This window comes from Micromonospora sp. NPDC023814 (assembly GCF_040639595.1).
Taxonomy (GTDB): Bacteria; Actinomycetota; Actinomycetes; order Mycobacteriales; family Micromonosporaceae; genus Micromonospora.
Genome location: NZ_JBFAAF010000009.1, coordinates 1 through 24883 on the forward strand (window position 1 = coordinate 1; position 24883 = coordinate 24883).

Annotated in this window: 22 protein-coding genes and 1 other RNA gene; 9 read left to right on the forward strand and 14 right to left on the reverse strand. The window is 73.7% G+C overall.

Annotated features, from left to right (window positions below; genetic code table 11):
• Nucleotides 1–105 precede the first annotated feature (105 nt).
• The 5 genes from AB0G14_RS06770 to glnA all read right to left on the reverse strand — a co-directional run bounded on the left by AB0G14_RS06770 (nt 106) and on the right by glnA (nt 6640).
• The gene (locus tag AB0G14_RS06770; protein WP_357694484.1) at nt 106–480 is read right to left on the reverse strand and encodes a VOC family protein; all 375 of its coding nucleotides are present in this window, start codon (nt 478–480) and stop codon (nt 106–108) included.
• A 43-nt stretch (nt 481–523) separates the two neighbouring features.
• Nucleotides 524–3877: a hypothetical protein gene (locus AB0G14_RS06775; RefSeq protein WP_357694486.1), complete on the reverse strand. Its 3354-nt coding sequence runs from the start codon at nt 3875–3877 to the stop codon at nt 524–526.
• A gap of 70 nt (nt 3878–3947) precedes the next feature.
• A complete protein-coding gene (locus AB0G14_RS06780) occupies nt 3948–4643 on the reverse strand; it encodes a WYL domain-containing protein (RefSeq protein ID WP_357694488.1) in 696 nt (231 codons plus the stop codon).
• Nucleotides 4644–4773: 130 nt separating this feature from the next.
• Nucleotides 4774–5199, reverse strand: a complete 426-nt coding sequence (locus AB0G14_RS06785; RefSeq protein ID WP_357694490.1) for a DUF350 domain-containing protein — start codon at nt 5197–5199, stop codon at nt 4774–4776.
• A gap of 91 nt (nt 5200–5290) precedes the next feature.
• Entirely contained in the window at nt 5291–6640 is a 1350-nt protein-coding gene (gene glnA, locus AB0G14_RS06790; RefSeq protein ID WP_350707837.1) for a type I glutamate--ammonia ligase, read from the reverse strand.
• A gap of 304 nt (nt 6641–6944) precedes the next feature.
• Here glnA and AB0G14_RS06795 point away from each other — a divergent pair, with 304 nt between their 5' ends.
• Nucleotides 6945–8705 (forward strand): NAD+ synthase, encoded by a 1761-nt coding sequence (locus AB0G14_RS06795; protein WP_357694492.1) that lies wholly within the window; start codon nt 6945–6947, stop codon nt 8703–8705.
• Nucleotides 8706–8841: 136 nt separating this feature from the next.
• Nucleotides 8842–9687: a 3-methyl-2-oxobutanoate hydroxymethyltransferase gene (panB, locus tag AB0G14_RS06800; protein WP_357694494.1), complete on the forward strand. Its 846-nt coding sequence runs from the start codon at nt 8842–8844 to the stop codon at nt 9685–9687.
• Between the two features lie 205 nt (nt 9688–9892).
• Here the strand turns inward: panB and npdG are convergent, their stop codons facing one another.
• The 4 genes from npdG to AB0G14_RS06820 all read right to left on the reverse strand — a co-directional run bounded on the left by npdG (nt 9893) and on the right by AB0G14_RS06820 (nt 13445).
• A complete protein-coding gene (npdG, locus tag AB0G14_RS06805; RefSeq protein ID WP_357694496.1) occupies nt 9893–10591 on the reverse strand; it encodes an NADPH-dependent F420 reductase in 699 nt (232 codons plus the stop codon).
• 208 nt (nt 10592–10799) lie between these two features.
• Nucleotides 10800–12233 carry an RNB domain-containing ribonuclease gene (locus AB0G14_RS06810; RefSeq protein WP_357694497.1) on the reverse strand — a complete coding sequence of 478 codons (1434 nt, stop codon included), beginning with the start codon at nt 12231–12233 and terminating at the stop codon, nt 10800–10802.
• 68 nt (nt 12234–12301) lie between these two features.
• The gene (locus AB0G14_RS06815) at nt 12302–13165 is read right to left on the reverse strand and encodes a histone (protein ID WP_357694498.1); all 864 of its coding nucleotides are present in this window, start codon (nt 13163–13165) and stop codon (nt 12302–12304) included.
• Nucleotides 13166–13241: 76 nt separating this feature from the next.
• Nucleotides 13242–13445 (reverse strand): hypothetical protein, encoded by a 204-nt coding sequence (locus AB0G14_RS06820; RefSeq protein WP_350707829.1) that lies wholly within the window; start codon nt 13443–13445, stop codon nt 13242–13244.
• 215 nt (nt 13446–13660) lie between these two features.
• On the opposite strand from AB0G14_RS06820, the gene AB0G14_RS06825 reads away from it, so the two are divergent.
• The 5 genes from AB0G14_RS06825 (at nt 13661) to AB0G14_RS06845 (ending at nt 17887) form a co-directional block, all read left to right on the forward strand.
• Nucleotides 13661–14080 (forward strand): hypothetical protein, encoded by a 420-nt coding sequence (locus AB0G14_RS06825; RefSeq protein ID WP_357694500.1) that lies wholly within the window; start codon nt 13661–13663, stop codon nt 14078–14080.
• 112 nt (nt 14081–14192) lie between these two features.
• Complete coding sequence (locus AB0G14_RS06830; protein WP_357694502.1) at nt 14193–15467, forward strand: M48 family metallopeptidase; 1275 nt, start codon at nt 14193–14195, stop codon at nt 15465–15467.
• Between the two features lie 43 nt (nt 15468–15510).
• Nucleotides 15511–16008 (forward strand): NUDIX domain-containing protein, encoded by a 498-nt coding sequence (locus AB0G14_RS06835; RefSeq protein WP_357694503.1) that lies wholly within the window; start codon nt 15511–15513, stop codon nt 16006–16008.
• A complete protein-coding gene (locus AB0G14_RS06840) occupies nt 16001–16858 on the forward strand; it encodes a nucleotidyltransferase domain-containing protein (RefSeq protein WP_357694505.1) in 858 nt (285 codons plus the stop codon). The genes AB0G14_RS06835 and AB0G14_RS06840 overlap by 8 nt, the downstream gene beginning before the upstream one ends.
• Nucleotides 16859–17059: 201 nt before the next feature.
• Nucleotides 17060–17887, forward strand: a complete 828-nt coding sequence (locus AB0G14_RS06845; protein WP_357694507.1) for a TrmH family RNA methyltransferase — start codon at nt 17060–17062, stop codon at nt 17885–17887.
• A gap of 91 nt (nt 17888–17978) precedes the next feature.
• Here the strand turns inward: AB0G14_RS06845 and AB0G14_RS06850 are convergent, their stop codons facing one another.
• On the reverse strand, nt 17979–19358 hold the full coding sequence (locus tag AB0G14_RS06850) for an LPXTG cell wall anchor domain-containing protein (RefSeq protein ID WP_357694509.1): 1380 nt from the start codon (nt 19356–19358) through the stop codon (nt 17979–17981).
• Nucleotides 19359–19556: 198 nt separating this feature from the next.
• An RNA gene (rnpB, locus tag AB0G14_RS06855) (RNase P RNA component class A) lies at nt 19557–19970 on the reverse strand.
• A 128-nt stretch (nt 19971–20098) separates the two neighbouring features.
• Between rnpB and AB0G14_RS06860 the strand changes: the two genes are divergently transcribed.
• Nucleotides 20099–20860: a sulfite exporter TauE/SafE family protein gene (locus AB0G14_RS06860; RefSeq protein ID WP_350707816.1), complete on the forward strand. Its 762-nt coding sequence runs from the start codon at nt 20099–20101 to the stop codon at nt 20858–20860.
• A gap of 67 nt (nt 20861–20927) precedes the next feature.
• On the opposite strand, the gene AB0G14_RS06865 is transcribed toward AB0G14_RS06860, so the two are convergent.
• Nucleotides 20928–22160 carry an MFS transporter gene (locus AB0G14_RS06865; RefSeq protein WP_357694511.1) on the reverse strand — a complete coding sequence of 411 codons (1233 nt, stop codon included), beginning with the start codon at nt 22158–22160 and terminating at the stop codon, nt 20928–20930.
• 53 nt (nt 22161–22213) lie between these two features.
• Here AB0G14_RS06865 and AB0G14_RS06870 point away from each other — a divergent pair, with 53 nt between their 5' ends.
• On the forward strand, nt 22214–22684 hold the full coding sequence (locus AB0G14_RS06870) for a MarR family transcriptional regulator (RefSeq protein WP_357694513.1): 471 nt from the start codon (nt 22214–22216) through the stop codon (nt 22682–22684).
• A gap of 153 nt (nt 22685–22837) precedes the next feature.
• Here the strand turns inward: AB0G14_RS06870 and mctP are convergent, their stop codons facing one another.
• Together mctP and AB0G14_RS06880 are read right to left on the reverse strand one after the other, a co-directional pair.
• Nucleotides 22838–24493, reverse strand: coding sequence for a monocarboxylate uptake permease MctP (gene mctP / locus AB0G14_RS06875; RefSeq protein ID WP_357694515.1), 1656 nt, complete (start codon nt 24491–24493; stop codon nt 22838–22840).
• Nucleotides 24493–24750: a DUF3311 domain-containing protein gene (locus AB0G14_RS06880; protein ID WP_357694517.1), complete on the reverse strand. Its 258-nt coding sequence runs from the start codon at nt 24748–24750 to the stop codon at nt 24493–24495. Before AB0G14_RS06880 ends, mctP begins: the two co-directional genes overlap by 1 nt.
• Nucleotides 24751–24883 lie beyond the last annotated feature (133 nt).

Sequence of the window (24883 nt, forward strand, 5' to 3'; positions counted from 1 at the left end):
TCGCGGGCGGCGCACGCCATCGCGGGCGGCGCACGCCATCGCGGGCGGCGCACGCCATCGCGGGCGGCGCACGCCATCGCGGGCGGCGCACGCCACTGCGGCGGCTCAGGCGCCCGGTGGCGGGGCGAAGACGCCGACGTGGTTGCCGGCCGGGTCCGCCAGGTGGGCGAAGGTGAGCCCGTTGTCGGTGGACTTCAGCGGCACCAGCACCTTGCCGCCGGCCGCCTCCGCGCGCCGGCAGGCGTCGGCCACGTCGGCCACCTGCACGTAGAAGATGGCGTAGTCGGGGCCCGCCCCGCCGGTGCCCCGGATCGCTCCGCTGATCCCCGCACCGACGCCACCCTCGGTCGTCCGGTACGGCGCTTCAGCCGTGCCCTCCTCGGTGAAGCTCCAGCCGAACAGGTCGCCGTAGAACCGCTGGGCCTCGTCCGGCCGCTCGGCGCCGATCTCGAACCAGGTGACGGCGTTGCTGATGGTCATGTGTGGCCTCCCGTTCCCCGCGCCGGCCGGTCGACCGGCGCCGTCAGGAGAAAGCCTCGGCCCCGCCCGCGACACCGTCCTGTCGGTGTTTCTCCGGCAGTTCGGCCGGATTCCACACCAGCGGGCGCAGCCGTGGCACGAGATCCGGCCGCCGCTTGCCGTACCGGCGGTCGAAGTCGGCGAACTGTCCGGCCGAGACCGACAGCGTCGCCACGCGCTGCTCGTGCAGGCGAACCAGCACCTCCGCGGCGATGTCGTCGAGCCACTCCTCGGCCAGCAGCTGCGCGTCGAGGATGTAGTCGAACGTCTGGGCGAGGCCCACGTCAGCCCGGTCAACCACCCCCAGGACGCCCCGCACGCAGCGCAGCAGGGCGGCGGTCACCTCGCGGTCCTGAAGCAGCTCGGTGTCGCACTCGGACAGCACGTCGGCGACCATCTCGGCGGACGCCTCGCGGTCGGCGGCGACCCGGTCGAGCACGAGCCGCAGGAACGCGGCGCGGTCCCAGTCGGGGACCATGCCCGCCAGGCCGCTCACCAGTCGCACGCCGCGCAGGTACACGTCCTCCCGCTGCTGCCGGGTGGCCGGACGCAACGGCAGGAGCCAGGCGTCGAGCAGCGCGCGGGCCGCGGAGGTGAAGGCGCTGCCGTCCGGGTCGTGGAACGCGGCGACCGCCGTCGGGAGCCTGTCGAACATCGGTTCCAGGGCGTGCACGACCACGGCGGCGTCGACATCGCAGGTCAGGTGGGCGGCACGCCGCATTCGGCCGAGCAGCTCGCGCGGCAGACCGTTGGTCAGCGCCCGTTGCGGCGGGAGACCGAGGGACCACAGCACGTCCAGGTCGGGCGGCGCGGCGAATCGGTCGTCGCACCAGATCCGGACGTCCCGGTCCACGCCGTCGCCGAGGCGTTCCAGCGCCAACAGGTCGCTGAGGCTGTCCCACTCCCCGGGGTCGAGCTGGGCGCGCCAGAGCCCCACCTGGGCCCGCCACCCGGCCACCGGGTCGACGGCCTCCGGGAACAGCTCCCGACCGGTCACCGAGCCGTCGGCGGTCAGGGCGAGCACCAGCAGGTTGGCGCTGTAGGTGGCGTACCGAGCGGGCACCCGCAGCCGTCGCGGGCGATAGTCGTCGAACCGGCGGGCACCGGCGACGTACGGGAGGGCCCGGAACAGCCGTAGCAGCAGGTTCGCCCAGGCGGCCCGGTGCGCGGCGTCCTGCCCGGCCAGCCACTCGCCGAGGAAGGCGAGCACGGTGACCCGGGTGCTCAACACGCCGTACGAGAGCAGGGCGTGCAGCAGGTCGTCGTCGACCGGCTCGCCGCCCCAGGAGAGGCGGGCGGCGGCGTCCCGTGCGACGAGGTCGTCCACCACCTGCGCGGTGAGCCGGGCCACCAGGTACTCGCCGAAGGTGGCGTGGAGGAACTCGTACGTCTCGCGCCGGCCCTCGTCGAGGAAGGCCCGGGACCGGTGGATGAAGAAGAACCGGCCGAGCACCACCTCGGCCGCGGCCAGCGGGGACCGAAGTCCCGCACGCTCGCCCGGCGCCACCCCGCCCAGCGGCAGCGCGGCCAGGTCGGCGTCCAGTTCGGTCGAGGTGACCCACTGAGCGCCCCGGTTGAACATCGCGAACGCGACCACGGCCAGTCGGCGCAGCTCCTCCTCGACCGCCTGGTCCAGCTCGCGGTCCGGCAGGCCGTCGCGCTGCTTGACCACCTCCCGGCGGGCGAAGCGACGCAGCAGCCGCTCGTAGAGCTCGCCCCGGCGCAGTTCCCCGGCGTGCCGCAGGGCGTTGCCCTCGACGTCGTAGAGCGCCAGCATCAACAGCAGCAACGGCTGCCCCGCCAGCTCACGGTGCGACAGCACCGTCGCCCGGTCCAGCGGACGCACGCCGAGCGCCGGGAAGGCGTCGGCGTTGACCCGATTCCAGGTGTCCACCCAGGCCCCGACCCGTGCCTCGTCGAAGGGCTCCAGCCGGACCGCGACGGTGCCGGGTGGCGGCTGGGCGCGATCGGCCACGCTGGTGCGGCTGGTGACCAGCACCGCGACCGGCCGCCCCTGGTCGGCCTCGCGGCGCTGGAACGCGGCCACCCGCCGCAGGTAGTCGGTCTGGCTGACCCCGGTCGCCTGGAGCAGCTCGTCGAACCCGTCCAGCAGCACGACCGGGAGCGCGTCGCCCGCCGCGCGCGCCAGCACCGGCCAGTCGAGCCGTTCCCCGGTGTCGTCGCGGACCGCCTCCTCGATCTGGTCCTGGAGGTCACCGGCCGCGTAGACGTCGCGGAGCACCACCCGGACCACCAGGAAGTCGGCCGCCGGGAGGTGCGCGGCGACGACGCGGGTCAGCACCGACTTGCCCGAGCCGGGCTGGCCCAGCACCAGCAGCGGCGCCCGGGTGGCGCCCGGTGAGGTGAGGTGGCCGGTGAGGAATCGGGAGAGGTCCTCGCGGACGTCCTGGCTGTCCCACCACGCCTCGTCGCTCGGTCGGGCGTCGATGCCGAGCGTTGCCAGGCGGTACCGCGGCGAGACGTACGCCTCGCCGAGCGTCGGCACCCGCAGCCCCGGGGGCACCTCCCCGGAATCGACGATCGGGGCGTCCAGCAGACCGGCATGTGATCTGGCCAGCCCGGCCCGTCGCTCGTCAGGCGGCCCGCCGCTGGAGATGGCCGCGAGTGCCTCGCGCAGCTCCGCCAGCCCCGCGGTGAGCGACCGCACCTCGTTCCGGGTTGCCTCGTGCTCGTGCAGGCCGAGCCAGAAGGCGACTTCGGAGAAGTCCGCCGCGAGGCGGATCAGCAGGTCCCGGTACCGCTTCGCGGCAACGTCGGGCAGCTTCCGCAACGCCCGCTCGGTCTTCCGCCACAGCGACTCGGGCGCCGCCTCCCACACGTGCAGAGCCTGGAGGAAGTGCACGAGCTGGGCGGCGAGGCGTTCGTGGAAGACCCGCACCGCCTGCTGGAGCGCCAGGTAGGGCAGGTGCGGGCCGGGGACCGGCGCCCCGGTGGTGAAGTACGCCTCGACGAGGGGCTTGACGTTGATCGTGACGGCACCGGCGAGCCCCAGTTGTTCGGCCTTGGTGATCTGCGCCCGGCCGACGTCCATCGGCAGGTCGACGTCGCTCAGCGCCTCGAAGAACGCGGTCACGGTGATCACCGCGTGTGCCGCCTCCAGCCGCTGCGTTCGGGCGTACCGGGACAGCCCCGAGCGCTTCTCCGACACACCGCGCACCAGCTCGTGGCCGAGCCGGACGAACTCCGCCTTCGCGTCGAAGATCCCCAGCAGCGCCGGCACCGGCGCCGCGGCGGCCAGCAGCGCTCCCCCGGTCAGCTTGTCGAACCAGTCGACGAGGCGGCTCCTCTCCCCGCCCAGCAGGCGAACGGCGTCGGCGTAGCTGAGCGCGTCGGGCACGCGGTGACCTCCTGCGGACGTGTCCAAGAGGGACAGGATGCCGTGCGCGGGAGGGCAGCGCTGCCCCGTTTCAGACCAGGCTGAGCCGGTGGATCCGGTCGTGCGGGATGTCGAGGTCGTCGACGGCCAGCTCACGCTCGGGGATCCGCTCGCCGAGGGTGGTCACCGAGGTGATCCGGTCGGTGCGGAAGGCCCGGATGCCGCCGCGCAGCCGGCACCAGGCCAGCAGGTACCAGTGCCGGGGGTTGCCGAGGAAGCCGAGCGGCTCCACGTCGCGCAGCGAGCCGGCGCCCGCCCGGTCGGCGTAGCGGATGCGCAGCACGCGCCGTGCGCGTACGGCGTCGGCGACCCCGGCCGGGACGGGCGTGACCGGCCCGTCGCCGATCAGGTGCACCCGCGCGGCCAGCCGGTGGGCCTCGGCGGCGTCGGCGGCCGGCATCACGGCGAGCACCTTGCGCAGCGCGGTGCCGGCCGCGGTGCCGAACGGCGTGCCGCGCATGCGGTGCAGCGCCACCGCCAGGGCGACGGCCTCTGCGGGGGTGAGGTTGACCGGCGGCAGGGTGCGCGCCCGGTCGAGCGCGTAGCCCCCGGTGCGGCCCGGCTCGGCCCAGATCGGCACGCCCGATTCCTGGAGGGCGCCGATGTCACGCTCGATGGTGCGGGTGCTCACCTCGAAGCGCTCGGCGAGCCAGCGGGCGCTGCGCGGCCGGGGCGACACGGCGCGCAGCTCCTCCACCAGGGCATAGAGACGGTCCGTCCGGTTCACCCCCGCAACCTACGACGGGGGTGCGACGCGACCGTTCCGCCCGCGGGCCCAGTTGTCGCGGTGCCCGCCGACCGTGGTCACGCAGCGGAGCGGGGCCGCTCCGCTCCGACGGAGCGCGGGGCGGACCGGCTCAGGCGATGCAGGCGCAGACGATCAGGGCGGCGCCGAAGTGGGTGGCGGCGCTGACGCGGGCCGCCGGGTGCGGCTCGTCGGAGCAGATGATCTCGCCGAGCTTGCCCGGGGTGAGCAGGTCCAGCACGAAGAACGCCAGCGCCATGATGGCCAGCCCGATCAGGCCGAAGAGGACCGTCGAGGCCAACCCCTTGGCGAAGTCGCTGTAGCTGGTCAGGATCGCGGTGAACACGATCCCGGCGATGCCGAGCTGGTTGGCGGCGAGCAGCAGCGCGGCGTTGCCGTTGCGCCGCACCCAGATCAACTCCCGCAGCTTGCCGGGGGTGAGCACGTCGACCAGCCCGAACCCGGCCGCCATCAGGGCCACCCCGACGACCCCGAACACGACGCTCTGCCAGGCACCGCTGAGCAGATCCTCCAGCACCGACTGCCTCCCCGACCTCTGCGCCCGGCGGGGGTGCCGGCGCGGTGATCGAGACGATAGCGGCAGTACGCCAGCGGCGGCAGCCCCCGCCCTACAGCGACAGGTAGCGCTGCCGCTCGTAGGGGGTGACCTCGCGGCGGTACTGCTCCCACTCGGCCCGCTTGTTGCGCAGGAAGAAGTCGAAGACGTGCTCGCCGAGCACCTCGGCGACCAGCTCGGAGCCGGCCATCACGTCGATCGCCTCGGCCAGGTTCTCCGGCAGCGGCTCGTAGCCCATCGCCCGCCGCTCGGCGCTGGTCAGCGACCAGACGTCGTCCTCGGCGCCCGGAGGCAGCTCGTAGCCCTCCTCGATGCCCTTCATCCCGGCGCCGAGCAGCACCGCGAAGGCCAGGTAGGGGTTGGCCGCCGAGTCGGGCGAGCGGACCTCGACCCGGGCCGAGTTCGGCTTGCCGTAGGCGGGGACCCGGACCAGCGCCGACCGGTTGAGGTGACCCCAGCAGACGTACGCGGGGCTCTCGGTGACCCGGTCCGGCAGCGCCTGCGGGAAGAGCCGCTTGTAGGAGTTGACCCACTGGTTCGTGACGGCCGTGTACTCCCGGGCGTGCACCAGCAGGCCGGCGATGAACGCGCGGGCCACCTTGGACAGCTTCATCGGGTCGCCGGCGTCGTGGAACGCGTTGCGTTCCCCCTCGAAGAGCGACAGGTGGGTGTGCATGCCGCTGCCGGGCTGGTCGGTGAAGGGCTTCGGCATGAAGGTGGCCTGCACTCCGGTGGAGAGGGCGACCTCCTTCACCACGTGCCGGAAGGTCATGATGTTGTCGGCGGTGGTCAGCGCGTCGGCGTAGCGCAGGTCGATCTCCTGCTGGCCGGGGGCGACCTCGTGGTGGCTGAACTCCACCGAGATGCCGATCCGCTCCAGCGCCAGCACCGCCTGCCGGCGGAAGTCGCGGGCCACCGCGTGGGTGGTGTGCTCGAAGTAGCCGCCGGTGTCCACCGGGATCGGCACCGAGCCGTCCATCGGGCCGTTCTCCAGCAGGAAGAACTCGATCTCGGGGTGGGTGTAGAAGGTGAAGCCCTTCTCGGCCGCCTTGGACAGCGCCCGGCGCAGCACGTGCCGGGGGTCGGCCCAGGAGGGGCCGCCGTCGGGCAGCAGGATGTCGCAGAACATCCGGGCGCTCTCGCCGCTGACCCCGCCCTCGAACGGGAAGACCTGGAAGGTCGTGGGGTCCGGCATGGCCACCATGTCGGACTCGAACACCCGGGCGAAGCCCTCGATCGCCGAGCCGTCGAACCCGATGCCCTCCTCGAAGGCCGCCTCCAGCTCGGCGGGGGCCACCGACACGCTCTTGAGCGTGCCCAGCACGTCCGTGAACCACAGCCGGACGAACCGGATGTCCCGCTCTTCCAGCGTACGGAGGACGAACTCCTGCTGACGGTCCACTTCCACCCCTCGCGACACTGTTGTCCGCCTTCGACCGGGGGTGACCCGGCCTGACCGACCAGTCTCCACCCGCCTCGTTACGCCGACGTTACGCGACCGGCCGGCACGCGTCCCGCCCTGTCCGCGGCTCCCGCCCGACCGGCCGACCGCCGCCCGACCGGCCGACCGCCGCCCGACGGGACGGGCCGTCGTCGTCGCGTCGCCGACGGGCCCGCCGCCGCCGTCCGGTAGCGCCCTGCGGCGGTGGCCGCCGTCTCGCCCCGCCCAGCGTGTCGGGCCCGGACGGCTGGGGCAAGATGAGGGCATGCCCACCCTGCGTCTCGCCCTGTGCCAGGTCAACCCGACCGTCGGCGACCTCGCCGGCAACGCCGGCCTGGTCCGCGACTGGACCCGCCGCGCCGCCGACGCCGGCGCCCAGCTCGTCGCGTTCCCGGAGATGATGCTGACCGGCTATCCGGTCGAGGACCTGGTCTTCCGGCGGTCCTTCGTCGCCGCGTCGAAGGCCGCGCTGGAGCGGCTCGCCACCGACCTCGCCGCGGACGGGCTGGGCGAGCTGCCGGTGCTGGTCGGCTACCTGGACGCCGACGGCCCGCCGCAGGTCAGCACCGACGCGGAGCCGGGTCACGGCGCCCGCAACGCGGCCGCCCTGCTGTACCGGGGCGGCGTCGTGGCCACCTACTTCAAGCACCACCTGCCCAACTACGGGGTCTTCGACGAGGACCGCTACTTCGTCCCCGGCGACGCGCTGACCGTCGTCAGGGTCGGCGGGGTGGACGTGGCGCTGACCATCTGCGAGGACCTGTGGCAGGCCGGCGGCCCGTTCGCCGCCGCCCGCCAGGCCGGCGTCGGCCTGGTCCTGAACATCAACGGCTCGCCGTACGAGCTGAACAAGGACGACATCCGGCTGCCGCTGGTGCGCCGCCGGGCCGCCGAGGCCGGGGCGACCATCGCGTACGTCAACATGGTCGGCGGCCAGGACGAGCTGGTCTTCGAGGGCGACTCGATGATCGTGACCGCCGACGGCACGCTGCTCACCCGGGCCCCGCAGTTCGTCGAGCACCTGCTGGTGCACGACGTCGAGCTGCCGCCGGCCGGGGAGCCGACCGACCCCGACCAGGCGCTGGCCGACGAGATGCGGGTGGTCCGCGCCACGGTCGACGCCGTCCCGCCGCCGGCCGGCGGGCCCGTCGCCACCGGCGGCACCATCGCCCCCGTGGCCGACGAGGCCGAGGTGTGGCAGGCGCTCGTGCTCGGCCTGCGCGACTACGTCAACAAGAACCGGTTCCCGTCGGTGGTGCTCGGCCTCTCCGGCGGCATCGACTCGGCGGTGGTGGCCGCGCTGGCCGTCGACGCGCTCGGGCCCGACCGGGTGGTCGGCGTGTCGCTGCCCAGCCAGCACTCCTCGGAGCACAGCCGGGAGGACGCGGCGGAGCTGGCGAAGCGCACCGGGCTGGACTACCGGGTCGAGCCGATCCAGCCGATGGTGGACACCTTCCTGGCGAACATGTCGCTCTCCGGCGTGTCCGTGGAGAACCTCCAGGCGCGGGTCCGCGGGGTGATCCTCATGGCGCTGTCGAACCAGGAGGGCCACCTGGTGCTGACCACCGGCAACAAGAGCGAGCTGGCGGTCGGCTACTCCACCCTCTACGGCGACTCGGTCGGCGGCTTCAACCCCGTCAAGGACGTCTGGAAGACGCTGATCTGGCGGCTCGCGAAGTGGCGCAACGCCGACGCCGCCCGCCGGGACGAGACCCCGCCGATCCCGGAGAGCTCGATCGGCAAGCCGCCGAGCGCCGAGCTGAGCCCGGGCCAGTTGGACAGCGACACGCTGCCGGACTACGACGTGCTCGACCCGATCCTGATCGGCTACGTCGACGGCGACCTCGGCCGCGACGGGCTGGTCGCGTCCGGCCACGACCCGGCCGTCGTCGACCGGGTGCTGCGGATGGTGGATACCGCCGAGTACAAGCGGCGGCAGTCCGCGCCGGGCACGAAGATCTCGATGAAGGCGTTCGGGCGGGACCGCCGGCTGCCGATCACGAACCGGTGGCGCGAGGACGGCTGAGCCGTCCCCACTCCCGGGCCGGCGTCGGCCCGGGAGTGACATCCTCCACTGAGCTCTGCCGCCGGCCGGTCGGGTGGTGCGACGATCGCGGCGGAACCCGGGGACCGCGTACGCGGCCTCGAGGAAGGAGAGAGTCATGGTGGAGTCCACCCCGTCCGAGGTGACCGCCCTCTACGGCGGCCCGGCCACCCGGCGGGTCCGCACCCGCGACCTGATCGCCGCCAAGGAGCGCGGCGAGCGGTGGCCGATGCTCACCTCGTACGACCAGTACACCGCCTCGATCTTCGACCAGGCCGGCATCCCGGTGCTGCTGGTCGGCGACTCGGCGGCGAACAACGTCTTCGGCTACGAGACGACGGTGCCGGTGACCGCCGAGGAGCTGCTGCCGCTGGTCCGCGCGGTGGTCCGGGCGACCCGGCACGCGCTGGTCGTCGGCGACCTGCCGTTCGGCTCGTACGAGGAGGGCCCGACGCAGGCGCTGCGCACGGCGGTGCGGTTCATGAAGGAGGGCGGCTGCCACGCGGTGAAGCTGGAGGGCGGCCGGCGCTGCGCGGCGCAGATCGCCGCGATCACCGGTGCCGGTATCCCGGTAATGGCGCACATCGGTTTCACCCCGCAGAGCGAGCACGCCATCGGCGGCTACCGGGTCCAGGGGCGCGGCGACGCGGCCGACGACGTGATCGCCGACGCCCGTGCCGTGGCCGAGGCGGGCGCGTTCGCCGTGGTGCTGGAGATGGTGCCCGGCGAGGTGGCCAAGCGGATCACGGCGGAGCTGCCGATCCCGACCGTCGGCATCGGCGCCGGCCCGGACACCGACGCCCAGGTGCTGGTCTGGCAGGACATGGCCGGCCTGCGCGCCGGCAAGGCGCCCCGTTTCGTGAAGCGCTACGCCGACCTGGCCGGGACCCTCGCCGACGCGACCCGGCGCTTCGCCGACGAGGTCCGCGGCGGCGAGTTCCCCGCCGCCGAGCACACCTTCTGACGCCGGTCAGCCGGTTCGGCGGCGCCGTGCGCCGCCGGACCGTGCCGGGTCGGGCCGGGCGGGTGGCCGGACGGTCCCCTCAGCCGGCGCCGGGAGCCGGCCGCGCAGAGCCCGGCCGGCATCAGGGGCACAGTGGAGGGTCACCGCCCGGGCAGACCCGACACCGCTTCGCGACCCCGGCGAGGCGGCCCCGCCCCGCCCGGTGTCAGAGGTCGGTGACCCGGATGCCCGCGTGCGCCTTGTAGCGCTTGTTGATGGCGATCAGGTTGGCGGTGAACGCCTCGATCTGGTGGGCGTTGCGCAGCCGACCGGCGTAGACGCCGCGCATGCCGGGGATCCGGGCGGCGAGCGCGGCGACCACGCCGACCAACTCCCGGTCCTCGGTGCAGATCAGCACGTCGAGGTCGATCCGGTCGATCTCCGGATCGGCCAGCAGCGGCGCGCTGACGTGGTTGAAGGCGGCGCAGACCCGGGAGTCGGGCAGCAGCCCGGCGGCCTGCTGGACGGCGCTGCCCTCCGGCACCGCGAGCGCGTACGGGCCCTGCTTGTCGAAGCCGAGCGGGTTGACGCAGTCGATGACGATCTTGCCGGCGAGGGGCTCGGCGAGCGCGGCGACGGTGGCGGCGTGCCCGTCCCACGGCACCGCGATGACGACCACGTCGCTGAGCCGGGCCACCTCCTCGTTGCCGGCACCGGCGACCTCGGCCCCGGCCGGGACGCCCGGCAGCGCCGCGATCTCCTCGGCGGACTGCGCGGCCCGCTCGGCGGACCGGGAGCCGATCAGCACCGTCTGGCCGGCCCGGGCGAACCGGTAGGCGAGGCCCCGCCCCTGGTCGCCGGTGCCGCCGATGATGCCGACGGTCAGCCCGGACACGTCGGGCAGGGTGCTCGCGTCGTAAGCCATGCGGCCATCCTCGCAAACCCCGCCCGGCGGCAGCAGCGGCCGGCACTGTGACAAACCCCGCTGCCGCCCCCACGCCGACGGCCGCGCGAGGCGGGTGGCGGCGACCGCCGGGCAGGCGGTGGCCGGCGCGCACGCGGCGCGCGAACGGACAGGCGGCGGCCGGCGCGCGAACGGACAGGCGGCAGGCAGGGGCGGCGGGCAGGCGGCGTCAGGCCCGCTCGAAGGCGACCGAGCGGGCGACCGGGTCGGCGGTGACCAGCCGGACCCGGACCCGCTCCCCCAGCGGCAGCTCGCCCAGGCAGCGGGCCCGCACCGGCGGGTCGTCCAGCGCCACCGTGCCGCCGGGCCGGCGACCCGGGCGAGCCCGGCCGTCCGGGGCCGTGTCGACGTCCAGCACCGCCGCGTCGAAGGTCTCCCCCACCCGGTGCTGGAGCAGCACCGCCTCGGCCAGCTCGATCGCGCCCCGGGTGGCCGCCGAGGCCGTCCGGTCGGTGGCGGCCATCACCTCGGGCAGCCGGGGCAGCGCCGCGCGGGCCCAGTCGGGCACCGGGCGGCCCTCGTGCAGGGCCAGGCAGACCTCCGTGGCGTACCGGTCGGCCAGGCGCCGCAACGGCGCGGTGACATGGGCGTACGCTGCCGCAACCCCGCCGTGCTCCCGCTGCTCCGGCGGCGCGCCGTCGAAGGCCGTGTACGCGGCGCCGCGCATCAGCTCGGCCGCCTGGTCGACGAAGGCCGCCGCCCGGGACTGCGACGGGTCCAGCCCGGCGATCACCTCGCCGGGGCCGGCCCCGTCGGGCCAGTGCACGCCGAGCGGGGCGGCGGCGGCCCGCAGCCGCGCCACCGCCTCGGGCTTCGGCGCCGGCATCGTGCGCAGCAGGCCGACCCGCCCGGCCAGCATGATGTCGGCGGCGGCCATCCCGGTCAGCAGGGAGATCTGGGCGTTGTGCTCCTCCATCGGCACCGGCCCGCGCAGCACCAGCCGCCAGCCGTCGCCGTCGGCCTCCACGTCCTGCTCGGGCAGGGGCAGGTTGATCGCGCCCCGGCGCAGGCCGCGGGCGGTGAGCAGGGCCCCGATCTCGGGCAGCAGGGCGATCGGGTCGGGCAGCCGGCCGGCGTCGGCGGCCGCCTGGACGCCGACGTAGTCCAGCTGGGCCCGACTGCGGACCAACGCCCGCTCCAGCGCGACCCCGACGGTGCCGCCGCCGGCGTCGAGGTCGACGGTCCACACCACGGCGGCGCGGTCGACGGCCGGCAGGAGGCTCGCCGCGCCCTCGCTGAGGGTCTCGGGGTGCAGCGGCACGGTCCCGTCGGGCAGGTAGACGGTCTGCCCGCGCCGCCAGGTCTCCTCCTCCAGCGCGCCGCCGGGGCGCACGTGCGCGGCCACGTCGGCGATCGCGTACGTCACCCGGTAGCCGCCGCCGGCGCGGCGGGCGAGGTGCATCGCCTGGTCGAGATCGCGCGAGCCGGCGGGGTCGACGGTGACGAACGGGATGTCGGTGCGGTCGACGGCCGGCCGGGGCGGCGCCGCCGCCGCGTCGTCGGCCTCGCGCTGCGCCGCGGCCGGGAAACCCTCGGGCAGTCCCAGCTCGCGGCGCAGCGCGCCGAAGTCGATGCGGGGCGCGAGTACGCGTCGGATCACCACGGGGTCAATCCTGACAGTGTGGCGGGTGATCCGCTTCCCGGCGCGCGCCGGGAGCCGCGACGCCGGGATCAGCCGGTCGCCTTGCGCGCGCCCGCCCGCCCGGCGCGGGGCGCGGTGGCCCGGGCGGCGGTGACGCGGGCGGCGGTGGCCCGGGCCGGCGCCTTGCGGGCGGTGACCTTCGTGACCGGCGCCTTGACGACGGTGGTCGTCGGGGCCTTCTTCGCGGCCACCTTGCGGGTGGTGGCCGACGACGTCGCGGTCGCCTTCCTCGCCGGGGCCTTCTTCGCCGCCGCCTTGCGGGCGCCGCCGGTGGGCCGGGTCGCGGCCGTCTTGCGGGCCGGCGTCGTCTTCGCGGCGGGGGCCTTCCTGGCCGGGGCCTTCGCCGCCGTCGCGGTCTTCTTCGCCGCCGTCGTGGCGGTCTTCTTCGCCGCCGAGGTGACCTTGCGGGCGGCGGCGCCCGTCCTGGCGGGAGCCTTCTTCGCCGGCGCGGTGGTCTTCTTCGCCGCGGTGGTGGCCTTCGTCGCCGCCTTCTTCGCGGGGGCCTTCTTCGCGGGGGCCTTCTTCGCCGCGGCCGTCGTCCGCTTCGCCGCCGCCGTCGTCCGCTTCGCCGCGGCGGGCGCCTTCTTCGCCGCGACAGCCGTGGTCTTCTTCGCGGCGGCCGTGGTCTTCTTCGCCGTGGTGGCGGCCTTCGTCGCCGCCTTCTTCGCGGGGGCCTTCTTCACCGCGGTGGCCGTCGTCTTCTTCGCTGCGGTGGTCTTCTTCGCGGGGGCCCGCCCGGCGCCGCCGGCGGCCTTGCTGGCCGGCGCCTTCTTCGCCGCGGTGGTCGGCCGCGCGGTCCGGGTCGCGCCCGCGGAACGCTCCGCCGCGGCGGTCTTCCTGGCGGGCGTACGTCTGGCGGCCGGGCGGGTGGTGGCCTGCTGTGCTTCGGCCATCTCGGTTCCCTCCTTGGGGACGTGCTCTCGCCCTCGCGGAGCACGGGGTACCTCGACGCGGGCCGTCCCGCGCCGCCTATCTGTCCTCCCCGGCCCAGCGGGCGTCCTCGGCGTCCCACGCTTCGTTGCGCTCCCGCACCAACTGCAGGGCGTTCTCCGCGTCGGCGGCTGAGGCGTACGGCCCGAGAACGTGCTTGGCGGGGCACACGTCGGCATCGGTCTCGACCCGGTGGTGTCGGGTGCACCAGTAGTAGTGCGCACCGCTTCCGCTGTCGCTCATGGGATCACTGTGCACCGCGAACCACCCGGCCGCCACCGGAACACCACAAGTCGCCGACGTTCTCCACAGTAGACGTGGTTCCGGACGCAGGGGCGGGAACTGCGAAAACACGGCGTCCGGGCCCTCCGGGCCCGCCCGGCGGGGGCCCGACGGGGCAGCCGCGGGGCGCGCCGGTGTCGCACAATCCCCCGGTGCGACGCGGGGGAGGAAAATCGGTGTGGCTGCGGCGCGGGCTGGCCGTCGCGGCGCTGGCGGCCGTGCTGGCCGTGATCGGGGTGGTCGCCGGGCTGCCGCTGCTGCGGGACCGGTCGCAGCAGCGGCTGGAGCAGCGGGCGGAGCGGGAGGTGACCGCGACCGCGCAGCTCGCCCGCGCGCGGCTGCTCGCCGACCCCGGGGCAGGGGAGTCGACGCTGCGGCAGGCGGCCGGCTCGGTGGCCGGGGTCGAGGTGCTGACGGTACGCGGCGACGGGCCGGCGTCCGCCCCGGCGGTCCGGCTGGTGTTCCGGGTCCGGGTGACCAAGACGGCGGCGTCCGTCTTCGGCTGGCAGCGGGCCGACGCGTCGGCCTGCTTCGCGCAGGTCGTGCACGCCGAGGCCGGCCCGGCCGCCCTCGAACGGCTGTCCTGCCCGGACTGACCGGCCCGCACGCCGCAGGTGCGGTCGACGCCGCCGCCCGACGGCACCCGGGGCGGGCATCGGCTGAACAGCCGGTTCCCGTGGACGGTGACCGTCGGCAGGATCGGGCGTCGTGATCGACACGACGTCCGGCACGCGGACGTGCCCCGGATGCGGCGCCGCCACGGTTTCGCTGGCCGGGGCCGTCCCCTGGTGCGCCGGCTGCGAGTGGAACCTCGACGCGTACGATGGCCGGCGGCGTGACCGCGAGTTCGGCTGGGCGTGGGTGGACCGGTGGACCTACCGGCTCGCGTTCCGGATGACCCGCGGCCAGTACGCCCGCCTGGTCGGGCGCCCGCTCGGCGCGAACGGGCGGGGTGGCGCCGCGCTGCTGACCGCGGCGGCGTCGCTGGTGCTGATCGGCGCGGTGGTCGCGCTCGCGGTCACCGGGGTCTGGCTGCTCGTGGCGTTCCCCTTCCCGAGCCTGTCCGTCCTGCTCGGCGTGGCGCTGCTCGGCCTGGCCGTCGCGCTGCGGCCCCGGTTCGGCCGGCTCGACCCGGACCTGGAGGTGCTCACCCGGGAGCGGGCGCCGGAGCTGCACGCCCTCGTCGACGAGGTGGCGGCGGCGGTGGGCGCGCCCGTCCCGGACGTCGTCGGGGTGGACGGCGACCTGAACGCGTACGCGGGTCTGGTCGGGGTGCGCAGGCGGCGGGTGCTCTGCCTGGGGCTGCCGTACTTCGGCGTGCTCGGCCCGCAGGAGCGGGTGGCGCTGCTCGGCCACGAGCTGGGTCACTTCGTCAACGGCGACCCCCGCCGGATGTTGCTCAGCCAGCCCGCCTTCACCATGCTCGGCTCGGCGGCGGACCTGGTCCGCCCGGTGGACACCGTGTCCTCCGGCGGTCTGGTGGAGATGGTCGGCGAGGCGCTGGGCAAGGCGTTCGGCTGGGTGCTGTCCCGGCTGCTGTTCGGCGCGCACCTGGTCCTGGTCAGCATCGCGCTGCGGGACAGCCAGCGCGCCGAGTACCTGGCCGACGAGATGTCCGCCCGGGCTGCCGGGACGACGGGCGCGGTGGGCCTGCTGGACGTGATGCTCGCGATGGAGTCGACGGCGCGCGCCGTACGCCGGGAGTCGCGGGCCGGGCACGGCGCGGACCGGTGGCGGACGGCGGCGGCCGAGGCCCGCGCGGCGGTCGAGGACCGGCTGCCGCTGCTGCGCCAGCTCTCCGTCCGCGACGAGGTGTCGCTCTTCTCCTCGCACCCGCCCGCCGGGCTGCGGCGGCGGATGCTGGAGAGCCGGCCCGCGCACGAGGCGGCGGTGGTGCTCACCCAGGAGCGGATGGCGCGCATCGACGCCGAGCTGGCGAAGGAGTACGCCCGGGTCGCCCGGGAGATCAGCTGGGCGGGGTGACGCGGGGCGGGCCGCCGGCCGGCGGGCGGGTTAGGGTCGCCGGGTGGGCGCATCGGACTACATCCTGAGGATCCGGGAGCACGTCGGCCACAGCCTGCTCTGGCTGCCGAGCGTGAGCGCGGTGGTCCGCAACGACGCCGGCGAGCTGCTGCTCGGCAAGCGCGCCGACGACGGGCGCTGGTCGGTGGTCAGCGGCGTCGTCGAGCCCGGCGAGCAGCCGGCCACGGCCGTGGTCCGCGAGGTGCGGGAGGAGACCGGCCTGCACGTGGAGCCGGTGCGGCTGAGCAGCGTCCTCACCCACCCGCACACCTATCCCAACGGCGACCGCTGCGAATACCTGAACCTCGGCTTCGAATGCCGGCTGCTGACCGGCACCGCCCGGGTCAACGACGACGAGTCGGTGTCCGTGGAGTGGTTCCCGCCGCACCGGCTGCCCGAACTGGACCGGCACGCCCGGCTGGTCCTCGCGTACGCCCTCGGCGCCGAGCAGGCCGCCTGGTTCCTGCCCGCCGGCACGGTGTGGACCGAGTCCGATGAGTGACCTCGACCCGGCCCTGCGCCGCTACCTCGCCGACCTGGTCGCCGCCGCCCGCGACGTCCTCGGCGACGCCCTCGTCGGGGCGTACGCGGCCGGCTCGGTGGGGCTGGGCGCGTACCAGCCGGGGCGCAGCGACGTCGACGTGGCGCTGGTCTGCGCGGACGCCCTCGACCTGGCGCGCAGGCAGGAGCTGGTGGCGCGGCTGCGGCACGAGGCCCTGCCGTGCCCCGCCCGCGGGCTGGAACTGGTCGTCTACCGCCGGGCGGTCGCCGCCTCCGGCACGCCGGAGCCCGGGTTCGAGGTCGAGCTGAACACCGGCGCGCGGATGGCGTTCCGGGCCACCTGGGCCGCCGCCGACCGGCCGGCCGGGGACGGCCTGTTCTGGTACGGCCTGGATCGCAGCATCCTGCACCAGTGCGGGCACGCCCTGCTCGGGCCGCCGGCCGCCGAGACCTTCGCCGACCTCTCCCCCGCCGACCTGCGCCGCCTGCTGACCGACGCGCTGCGCTGGTGGCTGGCCCTGCCGACCCCGCCGGGCGACGGTCCCGCCCCCGGGGCCGAGGACGCGGTGCTCGGCGCGTGCCGGTCCCTGGTGAAGGTCCGCCACGGCGTCTGGCTGTCGAAGGCCGACGCCGGCCGCCGGCTGATCGCCGACGGCTGGCCGGCGGACCCGACCGCCGGCGGCTGGCCGGCCGACCCCGCCGTCGGCCCGGCCGCCGATCCGACGGCCCGCGACGGCGGGCCCGCCGACCTGATCGCGCGATCGATCGCCGCGCGGGCGGGCGGGCCGCCGCCGAGCGGGCCGGAGGCACGGGCCTTCCAGCGTCGCGTCCTGGCCGAGATCAGCGGCTGACCGGCTCCACCGGGATCCACAGCTCGGCCTCCGCCTCGGCTTTGTCCGCCGAAAGCCGGGTACGGGAGATCTCTGGTTGCGTCTCGCGCCCCTGGTGATCGTGTGAACACCACGGCTACCGGCCCACGGGTGGCCATGGCGGCTTTGGCGCGAGCAGTCGGCAACGATCCGTGGGCAGGCGGATGGTGTTGAATCGGCTCCGTGGCGAAGACCTTGAAGATCACCACTCGGAACGCGAGTTTCCAGCAGTGGCAGGCGCTGCTGACCAATCGCAACAAGCGCCGGCGTTTGCGGGAGTTCCTGGTGCAAGGGGTGCGACCGATCACCTTGGCCCTGGAACAGGGATGGGAGATTCGGGCTCTCCTCTACCCCGACCGGCAGGTTCTGTCCCGGTGGTGTCGGGATCTCCTCGATCAGGTCTCGACCACTCGCGTAGCTCTCGCACCCGAGCTGATGCATGAACTTGGCGGCAAGGAGGAAGAGGCGCCCGAGTTGCTGGCTGTGGTGGCGCAGCCCGAGGACAGCCTGGGTCGCATTCCGGTCGGGCCGAAGATGCTTGTCGTGGTCTTCGATCGCCCGAAGACCCCGGGCAACATCGGCACTCTGATCCGTTCCGCAGACGCCTTCGGGGCCTCGGGTGTAATCATTACCGGCCATGCAGCTGACCCTTACGATCCGAAGGCAGTCCGGGCCAGCACGGGATCCTTGTTCGCCCTCCCAGTCGTGCGAGTCTCCAGCCATCGGGAAGTTCTCGATTGGGTGGCCGCAGTGCGTGCGCCCGGCCTTCCACAGGTTCAGATCGTCGGCACGGACGAGCATGGCGAGGTGGATGTCGCGGAGCATGACCTGACGCGCCCCACACTCCTTCTCGTTGGCAACGAGACACACGGACTCAGCGCCGGCTGGCAGGAGGCGAGTGACCGGATGGTCCGTATCCCCATCGTCGGTGCCGCCAGTTCGCTGAACGCAGCGGCAGCCGGAACTGTCGTGCTGTACGAGGCCGCACGGCAGAGAGCCAAGCAGGGGTAGCGGGCCCGAGGATCCTCGTCCGTCCCGGCCGTGGTGCAGACAGGAAACTCCGGGCACCGGATGCCGGTGCCCGGAGTGCCTGCCGTACCGATCAGATCTGGAGGCCCGCCTTACGGCGGATCCGGCTGGCCCCGATCAGGAGACCGCCGGCGGCCAGCAGGCCACCACCCAGGGAGAGGGCCACGGCGGAGTTGTCGCCGGTGACCGGCAGCTCCTTGTCGTGCTTGCCGTCGTGCTTCCAGTCGTGCTTGCCGTCGTGCTTGTCGTGCCGGTGGTCGTACTTGCCGCCCCGGATGCAGACGGTGACGGTGACCGGGTCGGAGACCACGGCCTTGCCGTAGAAGGTGCCGGTCGCCCGGGCCGTGTTGACGACCTTCCCGCGCTTGACGTCGGCCTTGTCCACCACGTGCGGCTTGACGGCGTGGCAGTCGGTGCTCGTGCCCGGCGCCAGCGTGGTGCTGTTACAGACCACCTGGCCGGCGGTCGGGTCGTTGACGCCGACGTTGGTGATGGTGACGGTGCCGGTGTTGGCGACCCGGTAGGTGTAGAAGATCTTGTCGCCCTTGGCGGCGTAGCCGTCCTTCTCACACTTCTTGCTGCAGTCCGACTCGACCCGGGCCTTCTTGTCGATCGACAGGCTGACCTGCTTCGGCGGCGCGGGCTTGGTGGTCACGGTGAACGTGGCCTCATTGGACGGCACCGTCTGCTCGCCGAACTTCCCGAGCGCCTGCGCGGTGTTGACGATCTTGCCGGTCTTCACGTCGCTCTTCTTGACGGTGTACGTGCCGGTACAGGTGGTGCTCTCCCCCGGCGCGAGCGACGTGTCCTCGCAGGTGATGCCGGTGACCGTGTCGTCGTCGATGGTGATTCCGGTGATCGGGTCGGTCGTGCCCGTGCTCTGGTTCGTCACCGTGTAGGTGTAGGTGATCACGTCACCGGCCTTGACGTCCTTGGCCGGGGATCCGGTCTTGGTCAGGTGCAGCTTCGGGTTCACCCGCGGGTTCGACGCCGCGCAGGTGTGGCTGAGCACGAAGAAGTCCGCGGTTCCGGAAATCGTCGCGGTGGCGCCGGTGAGCGTCCAGCCGGCCGGGGTCCGGATCCACGCCTTGCTGGTGCCCATGTTGTTGACGATGGCGCTGTTCGGGTCGGTGGGGATCGTCCGCGTGACGTTGCCGGTCGGTGTGCTGAACGTCGCGGTGACCGTCAGGAAGGTGCCACTGGTGTTCGGGTTGCCCGGCAGGTTGAAGACCCACACGTCCTCGTTCGCGAAGGGCCCGCCGCCGAGGTTGGGGTCGCAGTTCTGGGTGACCTGCGCCGCCGTCGTCGGCACGTTCCCCGGGTTGATGTTGATCGTCGATACGGCGGCGGCCGGCGAGCCGCCCGCGAGCAACAGGGCACCGGCCAGCAGCGTCAGCGCTGCCAGCCGTGCGTAGATGCCGCCCCGTCTGCGCGGCGTAGAGGTCTTGCTCATGTAATTCCCCCATGGTGTGGATGGTTGACACCGGGGGCAACGAGGGGTAACAGGGTACGTCACGCCAGACCGGCTGAAATCCCCCGCAAGATGGACATTGCGGTCATTTGCCGCCAGCGCGGGTCATCGGCAGGGCGGGAGGTTCTGCTGCGCGGTCCGGCAACCACCCGGCGACCGCGACTGACCTGGTGGGCGCGACGGACGAGTCGACCTGTACGCCGGATTCTGTGACCGGCACGCGCCCGAAGGCACGCGCCGGCGGCGGCCATCCATCTCGGCCTACCGTCGCCGGCAGGCTCCAGCGGCCTACCCGCAGACATCGGGCGGGCAGCCCTCAAGCGTCTGCGCGGGTCGTCATCCTGCGATGACGGCCCTTTCTTGGCCTTGCTCCGGGTGGGGTTTACCGAGCCACCCCGGTCACCCGGGGTGCTGGTGGGCTCTTACCCCACCGTTTCACCCTTACCGTCCCCGGATGGGGCCGGCGGTCTGTTTTCTGTGGCACTGTCCCGCGGGTCACCCCGGGTTGCCGTTAGCAACCACCCTGCCCTGTGGAGTCCGGACGTTCCTCGGCGGCGGGCCGGGGCCCGCCGACGCGACCGCCCGGTCGACTCGTCCGTCGCGCACTCATCCTAACGACGCCCGCCCCGCGTCTATTGCCACCCCTTCCGGGAATAGGCGTCCACCGCCCCGGGACACAGCGACCGGCGGCCGGGCAGGGGGCGTACTAGCCTCTGGGGACCATGGACCTCTCGGACGTCGCGCTGCTGCTCACCGCCGGTCTCGCCGCGGGCACGGTCAACGCGGTGGCCGGCGGGGGCTCGCTCATCACGTTCCCGGCGATGATCGCCGTGGGCCTGCCGCCGGTGCCGGCGAACGTGAGCAACTCGGTGGCCGTCTTCCCCGGGTACGTGGCGAGCGTGGCGGGCAGCCGGCAGGACCTGCCGCGCGGGCGGGCGCTGGCCACGCTCCTGCCCACCACGATCGTCGGCACGGTCGCCGGCGCGCTGCTGCTGCTGGCCACCCCGGCCAGGGCGTTCGAACTGGTCGTGCCCTTCCTGGTGCTCGGGGCGACGGCGGTGCTCGCCTTCCAGGACCCGCTGCGCCGGCTGGTCGGGCATCCGCGCGACCTGTCGCCGCGCCGCCGTACGGTCAGCGTGCAGGCCATGGTCGCGGTCGGCGCGGTGTACGGCGGCTACTTCGGCGCGGCGCTCGGGGTGATGCTGGTCGCCGGCCTGGCCCTGGTGCTGGACGCGACGCTGGCCCGGGTCAGCGCGATCAAGAACCTGCTCTCCGCCGCGGTCGGGTTGACCACGCTCGTGGTGTTCGCGCTGTTCGGCCCGGTGAACTGGGCGGCGGTCGCGCTGGTCGCCCCGGCGACGCTGGTCGGCGGGTACGCCGGCGCCCGGATCGTCCGCCGGCTGCCGCCGGTGGTGCTCAAGACCCTGATCGTGGTCTTCGGCTCGGTGATCGGCCTCTACCTGCTCTCGCGCGCCCTGCGCTGACCCGGCGCCACGGGAGCGACGAGACCCCAGGGGCCGCCCCGGGCCAGCGCGGGACAGGGACGCCGGTTCAGTACGCTTCGCCGACCGGCTCCTCCGGCGCGTGCTCGGCGTCGGCGGCGGCCCGGTTCCAGCGGGACCAGAGCACCCGCTCGCCGTGGCCGGCGGCCATCGCGTGCGCGCAGCTGAGATACACCAGCGCGCCGGTCGCGAGCACCGCGGAGCCGACCCAGAACGGCAGGGCGAGGGAGTGCTCGGCGAGCTTGCCGGAGAGGATCGGCGCGGGCGCGGCGGCACCCCAGCGGACCAGGTTGAACGCGCCGGTGGCGAGCCGCCGGTCGCCACCGCCCAGGCCGAGCGCCAGGTCGGTGAGGTTGGCGTTGGCCAGCCCCATGAACAGGCCGGAGACGACGAGCACCACCAGCGACTGCGTGGTGCTGCCCGAGGTGGCGAACAGGACCATGCAGACCAGCAGGCCGGCGATCGCGACGCCGACGGTCTGCACGGCGCCGATCCGGTGCGCGAGCCGGTGGCCGAGCAGCAGGATGCCGGCGGCCAGGCCGATGCCCCAGCCGGTGAAGGCGAGCCCGAGCGGGATGACGTCCAGGTGCAGGAACAGCGGTGTGTAGCCGAGGACGACGAAGAAGACGAAGTTGTAGGCGGCGGTGACGGCGCAGAGCGCGACGAACGCCGGCCGCCGGTAGGTGGCGAAGATCTGGCCCACCCGTACGGGCGGCTGCCGGTCTGCCGGCTCGCGCAGCCGGCGGGCGGCGACGGCGAGCGCGAGGACCATGAAGACGCCGCAGACGAAGAACGGCAGCCGCCAGCTGATCCCGCCGAGCAGGCCGCCGAGCAGCGGGCCGACGGCGAAGCCGAGGCCGAGCGCGGTCTCGAAGAGCCCGACCACCCACTCCCGGTCGACGGCGAGGCTGACCAGCACCACCATGGCCGTGGCGAAGAACATCGCGTTGCCCAGCCCCCAGAAGCCGCGCAGCACGGAGAGCTGCACGATGTCGCCGCTGAACGAGGCGAGGATCGCGGCGACGCCGACGATCGAGACCCCGGCGACGAGGACGGGCTTGAAGCCGAACCGGCCGCTGGCCAGCGTGGCGGGGATCATGCCGAGGGCCATCACTGCGATGTACGCGGTGAAGAGCAGCTCCACCTGCCAGTGGCTGACGCCGATGGCCTCGCCGATGGCGGGCAGGATCGGGTCGACGACGGCGATGCCGGAGATGGCGAGGAAGGCCACCAGCACGGTGGCGTAGATGGCACTGCGGTTCGGTTCGGAACGCCGATCCACTCCGCCTCCCAGATAGCTGTATCGTACAGATAGTTTTCCTGTACTATACAGCCATGACGGACGACCGGACGACGGAGAGCGAGGACGACGTCCTCGGCCGGATCGAGACCGAGGTGGCGCTGCTGATGCGGCTCGGCGAGGCCACCCGGCGGGGCACCGGCAACGCCGAGCACCGGCTGCTCGACCGCGCGGCGTACGTCATCCTGCGCCACCTGGACCGCGCCGGCCCGCAGAACGTCTCCGCGCTCGCCGCCCGGCTCGAACTCGACGGCTCCACCGTCACCCGGCAGGTCTCGGCGATGCAGCGCGACGGGCTGATCGTGCGCGAGCCCGACCCCACCGACGGGCGCGGCACGGTGGTCTCCCCCACCCCGACCGGCCTGCAACGCGTGGCCGCCGTCCGGGCCGCCCGCGCCCGGCTCTACGGCACCATCCTCGCCGACTGGCGCCCCGACGACCGGCGGACCCTGGCCGAGATGCTGCACCGGCTCAACCAGTCCCTGGAGTCCCGCCCCCGCCGCTGAGCGGGCGGTCCGGGAAGGGCCGCCGCACCCCGGCCGACCTGGCCGCCTTCGCCCGCCGCGTCGGCCCGCCGGGCACCCGCCGCGCGCCGGCGCCGGCGGCGCGTCGCCCCCGGGCCGGTCACGACCCGGGGGCGAACGGGCTGCGCGAGCCGCTCAGGCGACCGGTTCCGGGGCGGCGTCGGCGTCCCGGCGCCCACCTGGCACGACCCGCGGGTCGCCCTCGTCGGCGAAGTAGTCGTCCGGCGTGGTGCCGTCGCCGCCGTCGCGCACCTTCGCCGCCCGCAGCACCACCGTCAGCAGCGCGGCCACCGCCAGGTTGACCAGCACGGCCACGATCCCGACGTAGATCGTCTTCGGGGTGTCGAAGCCGAAGTCGGCCAGGGGGAACGCCGAGCCGCCGAAGTGCCTGCGCCCGGTGGCCGCGTTGGGGATCTGGTAGAGCATCCACATGCCCAGCCCCATGCCGGCGACCCAGCCGGCGACGAGCGCGCCCCGGTGGAACCAGCGGGTGTAGAGACCCAGCGCCACCGCCGGCAGCGTCTGGAGGATGATCACACCGCCGATGAGCTGGAGGTCGATGGAGAACTGCGGGTCGAGGAAGACGATGCAGGCCACCGCCCCGACCTTCACCACCAGCGAGGTGATCTTCGATACGTTCGCCTCCTGGGCCGGGGAGGCGTCCCGCTTCAGGTACTCCTTGTAGATGTTGCGGGTGAACAGGTTCGCCGCCGCGATCGACATGATCGCCGCCGGCACCAGCGCGCCGATCCCGATGGCCGCGTACGCGACGCCCGCGAACCAGTCGGGGAACTGCTGGTCGAACAGGACCGGCACCACGGTGTTGCTGTCCACGCTCCCTTCCTTCGCCCCGGGCAGCGGCTTCACCCCGGCCGCGATGGCCATGAAGCCGAGCAGCGCGATCAGCCCGAGCAGCAGGCTGTACGCGGGCAGCGCCGACATGTTCCGCTTGATGACGTCCCGGTTCCGGCTGGCCAGCACGCCGGTGATGCTGTGCGGGTAGAGGAACAGCGCCAGCGCCGAGCCGAACGCCAGCGTGACGTACTGGAGCTGGTTGTTGGCGCCCAGCAGCACCCCGTCGTTCGGGCTCGGCGACGCGTCGAACTTCGCGTCGGCGGCGTCGAAGATCTCGCCCCAACCGCCGAGCTTGTACGGCAGCCAGATGACCGCCACCAGGATCACGATGTAGATCAGCGTGTCCTTGACGAACGCGATCAGCGCGGGGGCACGCAGCCCGGACTGGTAGGTGTACGCGGCCAGGATCGCGAACGCGACGATGATCGGCAGGTGCCGGGCCAGGGCGCTCTCGCCGGTGACCCCCATCGTCTTGAGCACCGCCTCGATGCCGACCAGTTGCAGCGCGATGTAGGGCATCGTGGCCACGATGCCGGTGATCGCCACCAGCAGCGCCAGCACCGGGGAGTCGAACCGGCTGCGGACGAAGTCCGCCGGGGTGACGAAGCCGTGCCGGTGCGAGACCGACCAGAGCCGGCACAGCACCAGGAACACCAGCGGATAGATCACGATGGTGTACGGAACGGCGAAGAACCCGGCCGCGCCGGCCCCGAACATCAGCGCCGGCACCGCCACGAAGGTGTACGCCGTGTAGAGGTCACCGCCGACCAGGAACCAGGTGATCCAGCCGCCGAAGTTGCGCCCGCCCAGCCCCCACTCGTCGAGGTGGGCCATGTCCTTCGGGGCGCGCCACCGGGCGGCCACGAACCCCATCCCGCTGACCAGCAGGAACAGCAGCGAGAAGACGATGATCTCGGTGAGGTGGTCCCGCCACATCAGCGCCCACCCCGCTTCTTCGTCATCTGGTACACCAGCGTCGTGGTGGCCACGCCGAGCAGGATGTAGGCGAGCTGGAGCCAGTAGAAGCGCGGGAAGCCGAGGACACGGGGCGAGTCGCCGTTGAAGAACGCCGGGATCAACGGCACCAGGATCGGAATGAAGAGCAACCAGTTCCAGGGGCTCTTGTCCTTCGCCCGGGTCGACGCGGTCGCCCGCGCCTCCGGATCCGGGGCGGCCGGTTCGGGTGCGGCCATCTGACACACCTCCGGGTGGTCGTGGATCGTCATGTGACGGCCGGAGGTTACGGCCGTGTGACCGCCGTCACGTTCAGCCCGAGGACGCTGCTGCGCCGAACGGTTGATCCGCTGCGCCAAATGGTGGGCCACC

Coding starts and splice junctions, on each gene's coding strand:
- AB0G14_RS06770 (WP_357694484.1), bottom strand. CDS start 480: ATGACCATCAGCAACGCCGTCACCTGGTTCGAGATCGGCGCCGAGCGG.
- AB0G14_RS06795 (WP_357694492.1), top strand. CDS start 6,945: ATGCCCACCCTGCGTCTCGCCCTGTGCCAGGTCAACCCGACCGTCGGC.
- panB (WP_357694494.1), top strand. CDS start 8,842: ATGGTGGAGTCCACCCCGTCCGAGGTGACCGCCCTCTACGGCGGCCCG.
- npdG (WP_357694496.1), bottom strand. CDS start 10,591: ATGGCTTACGACGCGAGCACCCTGCCCGACGTGTCCGGGCTGACCGTC.
- AB0G14_RS06815 (WP_357694498.1), bottom strand. CDS start 13,165: ATGGCCGAAGCACAGCAGGCCACCACCCGCCCGGCCGCCAGACGTACG.
- AB0G14_RS06820 (WP_350707829.1), bottom strand. CDS start 13,445: ATGAGCGACAGCGGAAGCGGTGCGCACTACTACTGGTGCACCCGACAC.
- AB0G14_RS06840 (WP_357694505.1), top strand. CDS start 16,001: ATGAGTGACCTCGACCCGGCCCTGCGCCGCTACCTCGCCGACCTGGTC.
- AB0G14_RS06850 (WP_357694509.1), bottom strand. CDS start 19,358: ATGAGCAAGACCTCTACGCCGCGCAGACGGGGCGGCATCTACGCACGG.
- AB0G14_RS06860 (WP_350707816.1), top strand. CDS start 20,099: ATGGACCTCTCGGACGTCGCGCTGCTGCTCACCGCCGGTCTCGCCGCG.
- AB0G14_RS06870 (WP_357694513.1), top strand. CDS start 22,214: ATGACGGACGACCGGACGACGGAGAGCGAGGACGACGTCCTCGGCCGG.
- mctP (WP_357694515.1), bottom strand. CDS start 24,493: ATGTGGCGGGACCACCTCACCGAGATCATCGTCTTCTCGCTGCTGTTC.
- AB0G14_RS06880 (WP_357694517.1), bottom strand. CDS start 24,750: ATGGCCGCACCCGAACCGGCCGCCCCGGATCCGGAGGCGCGGGCGACC.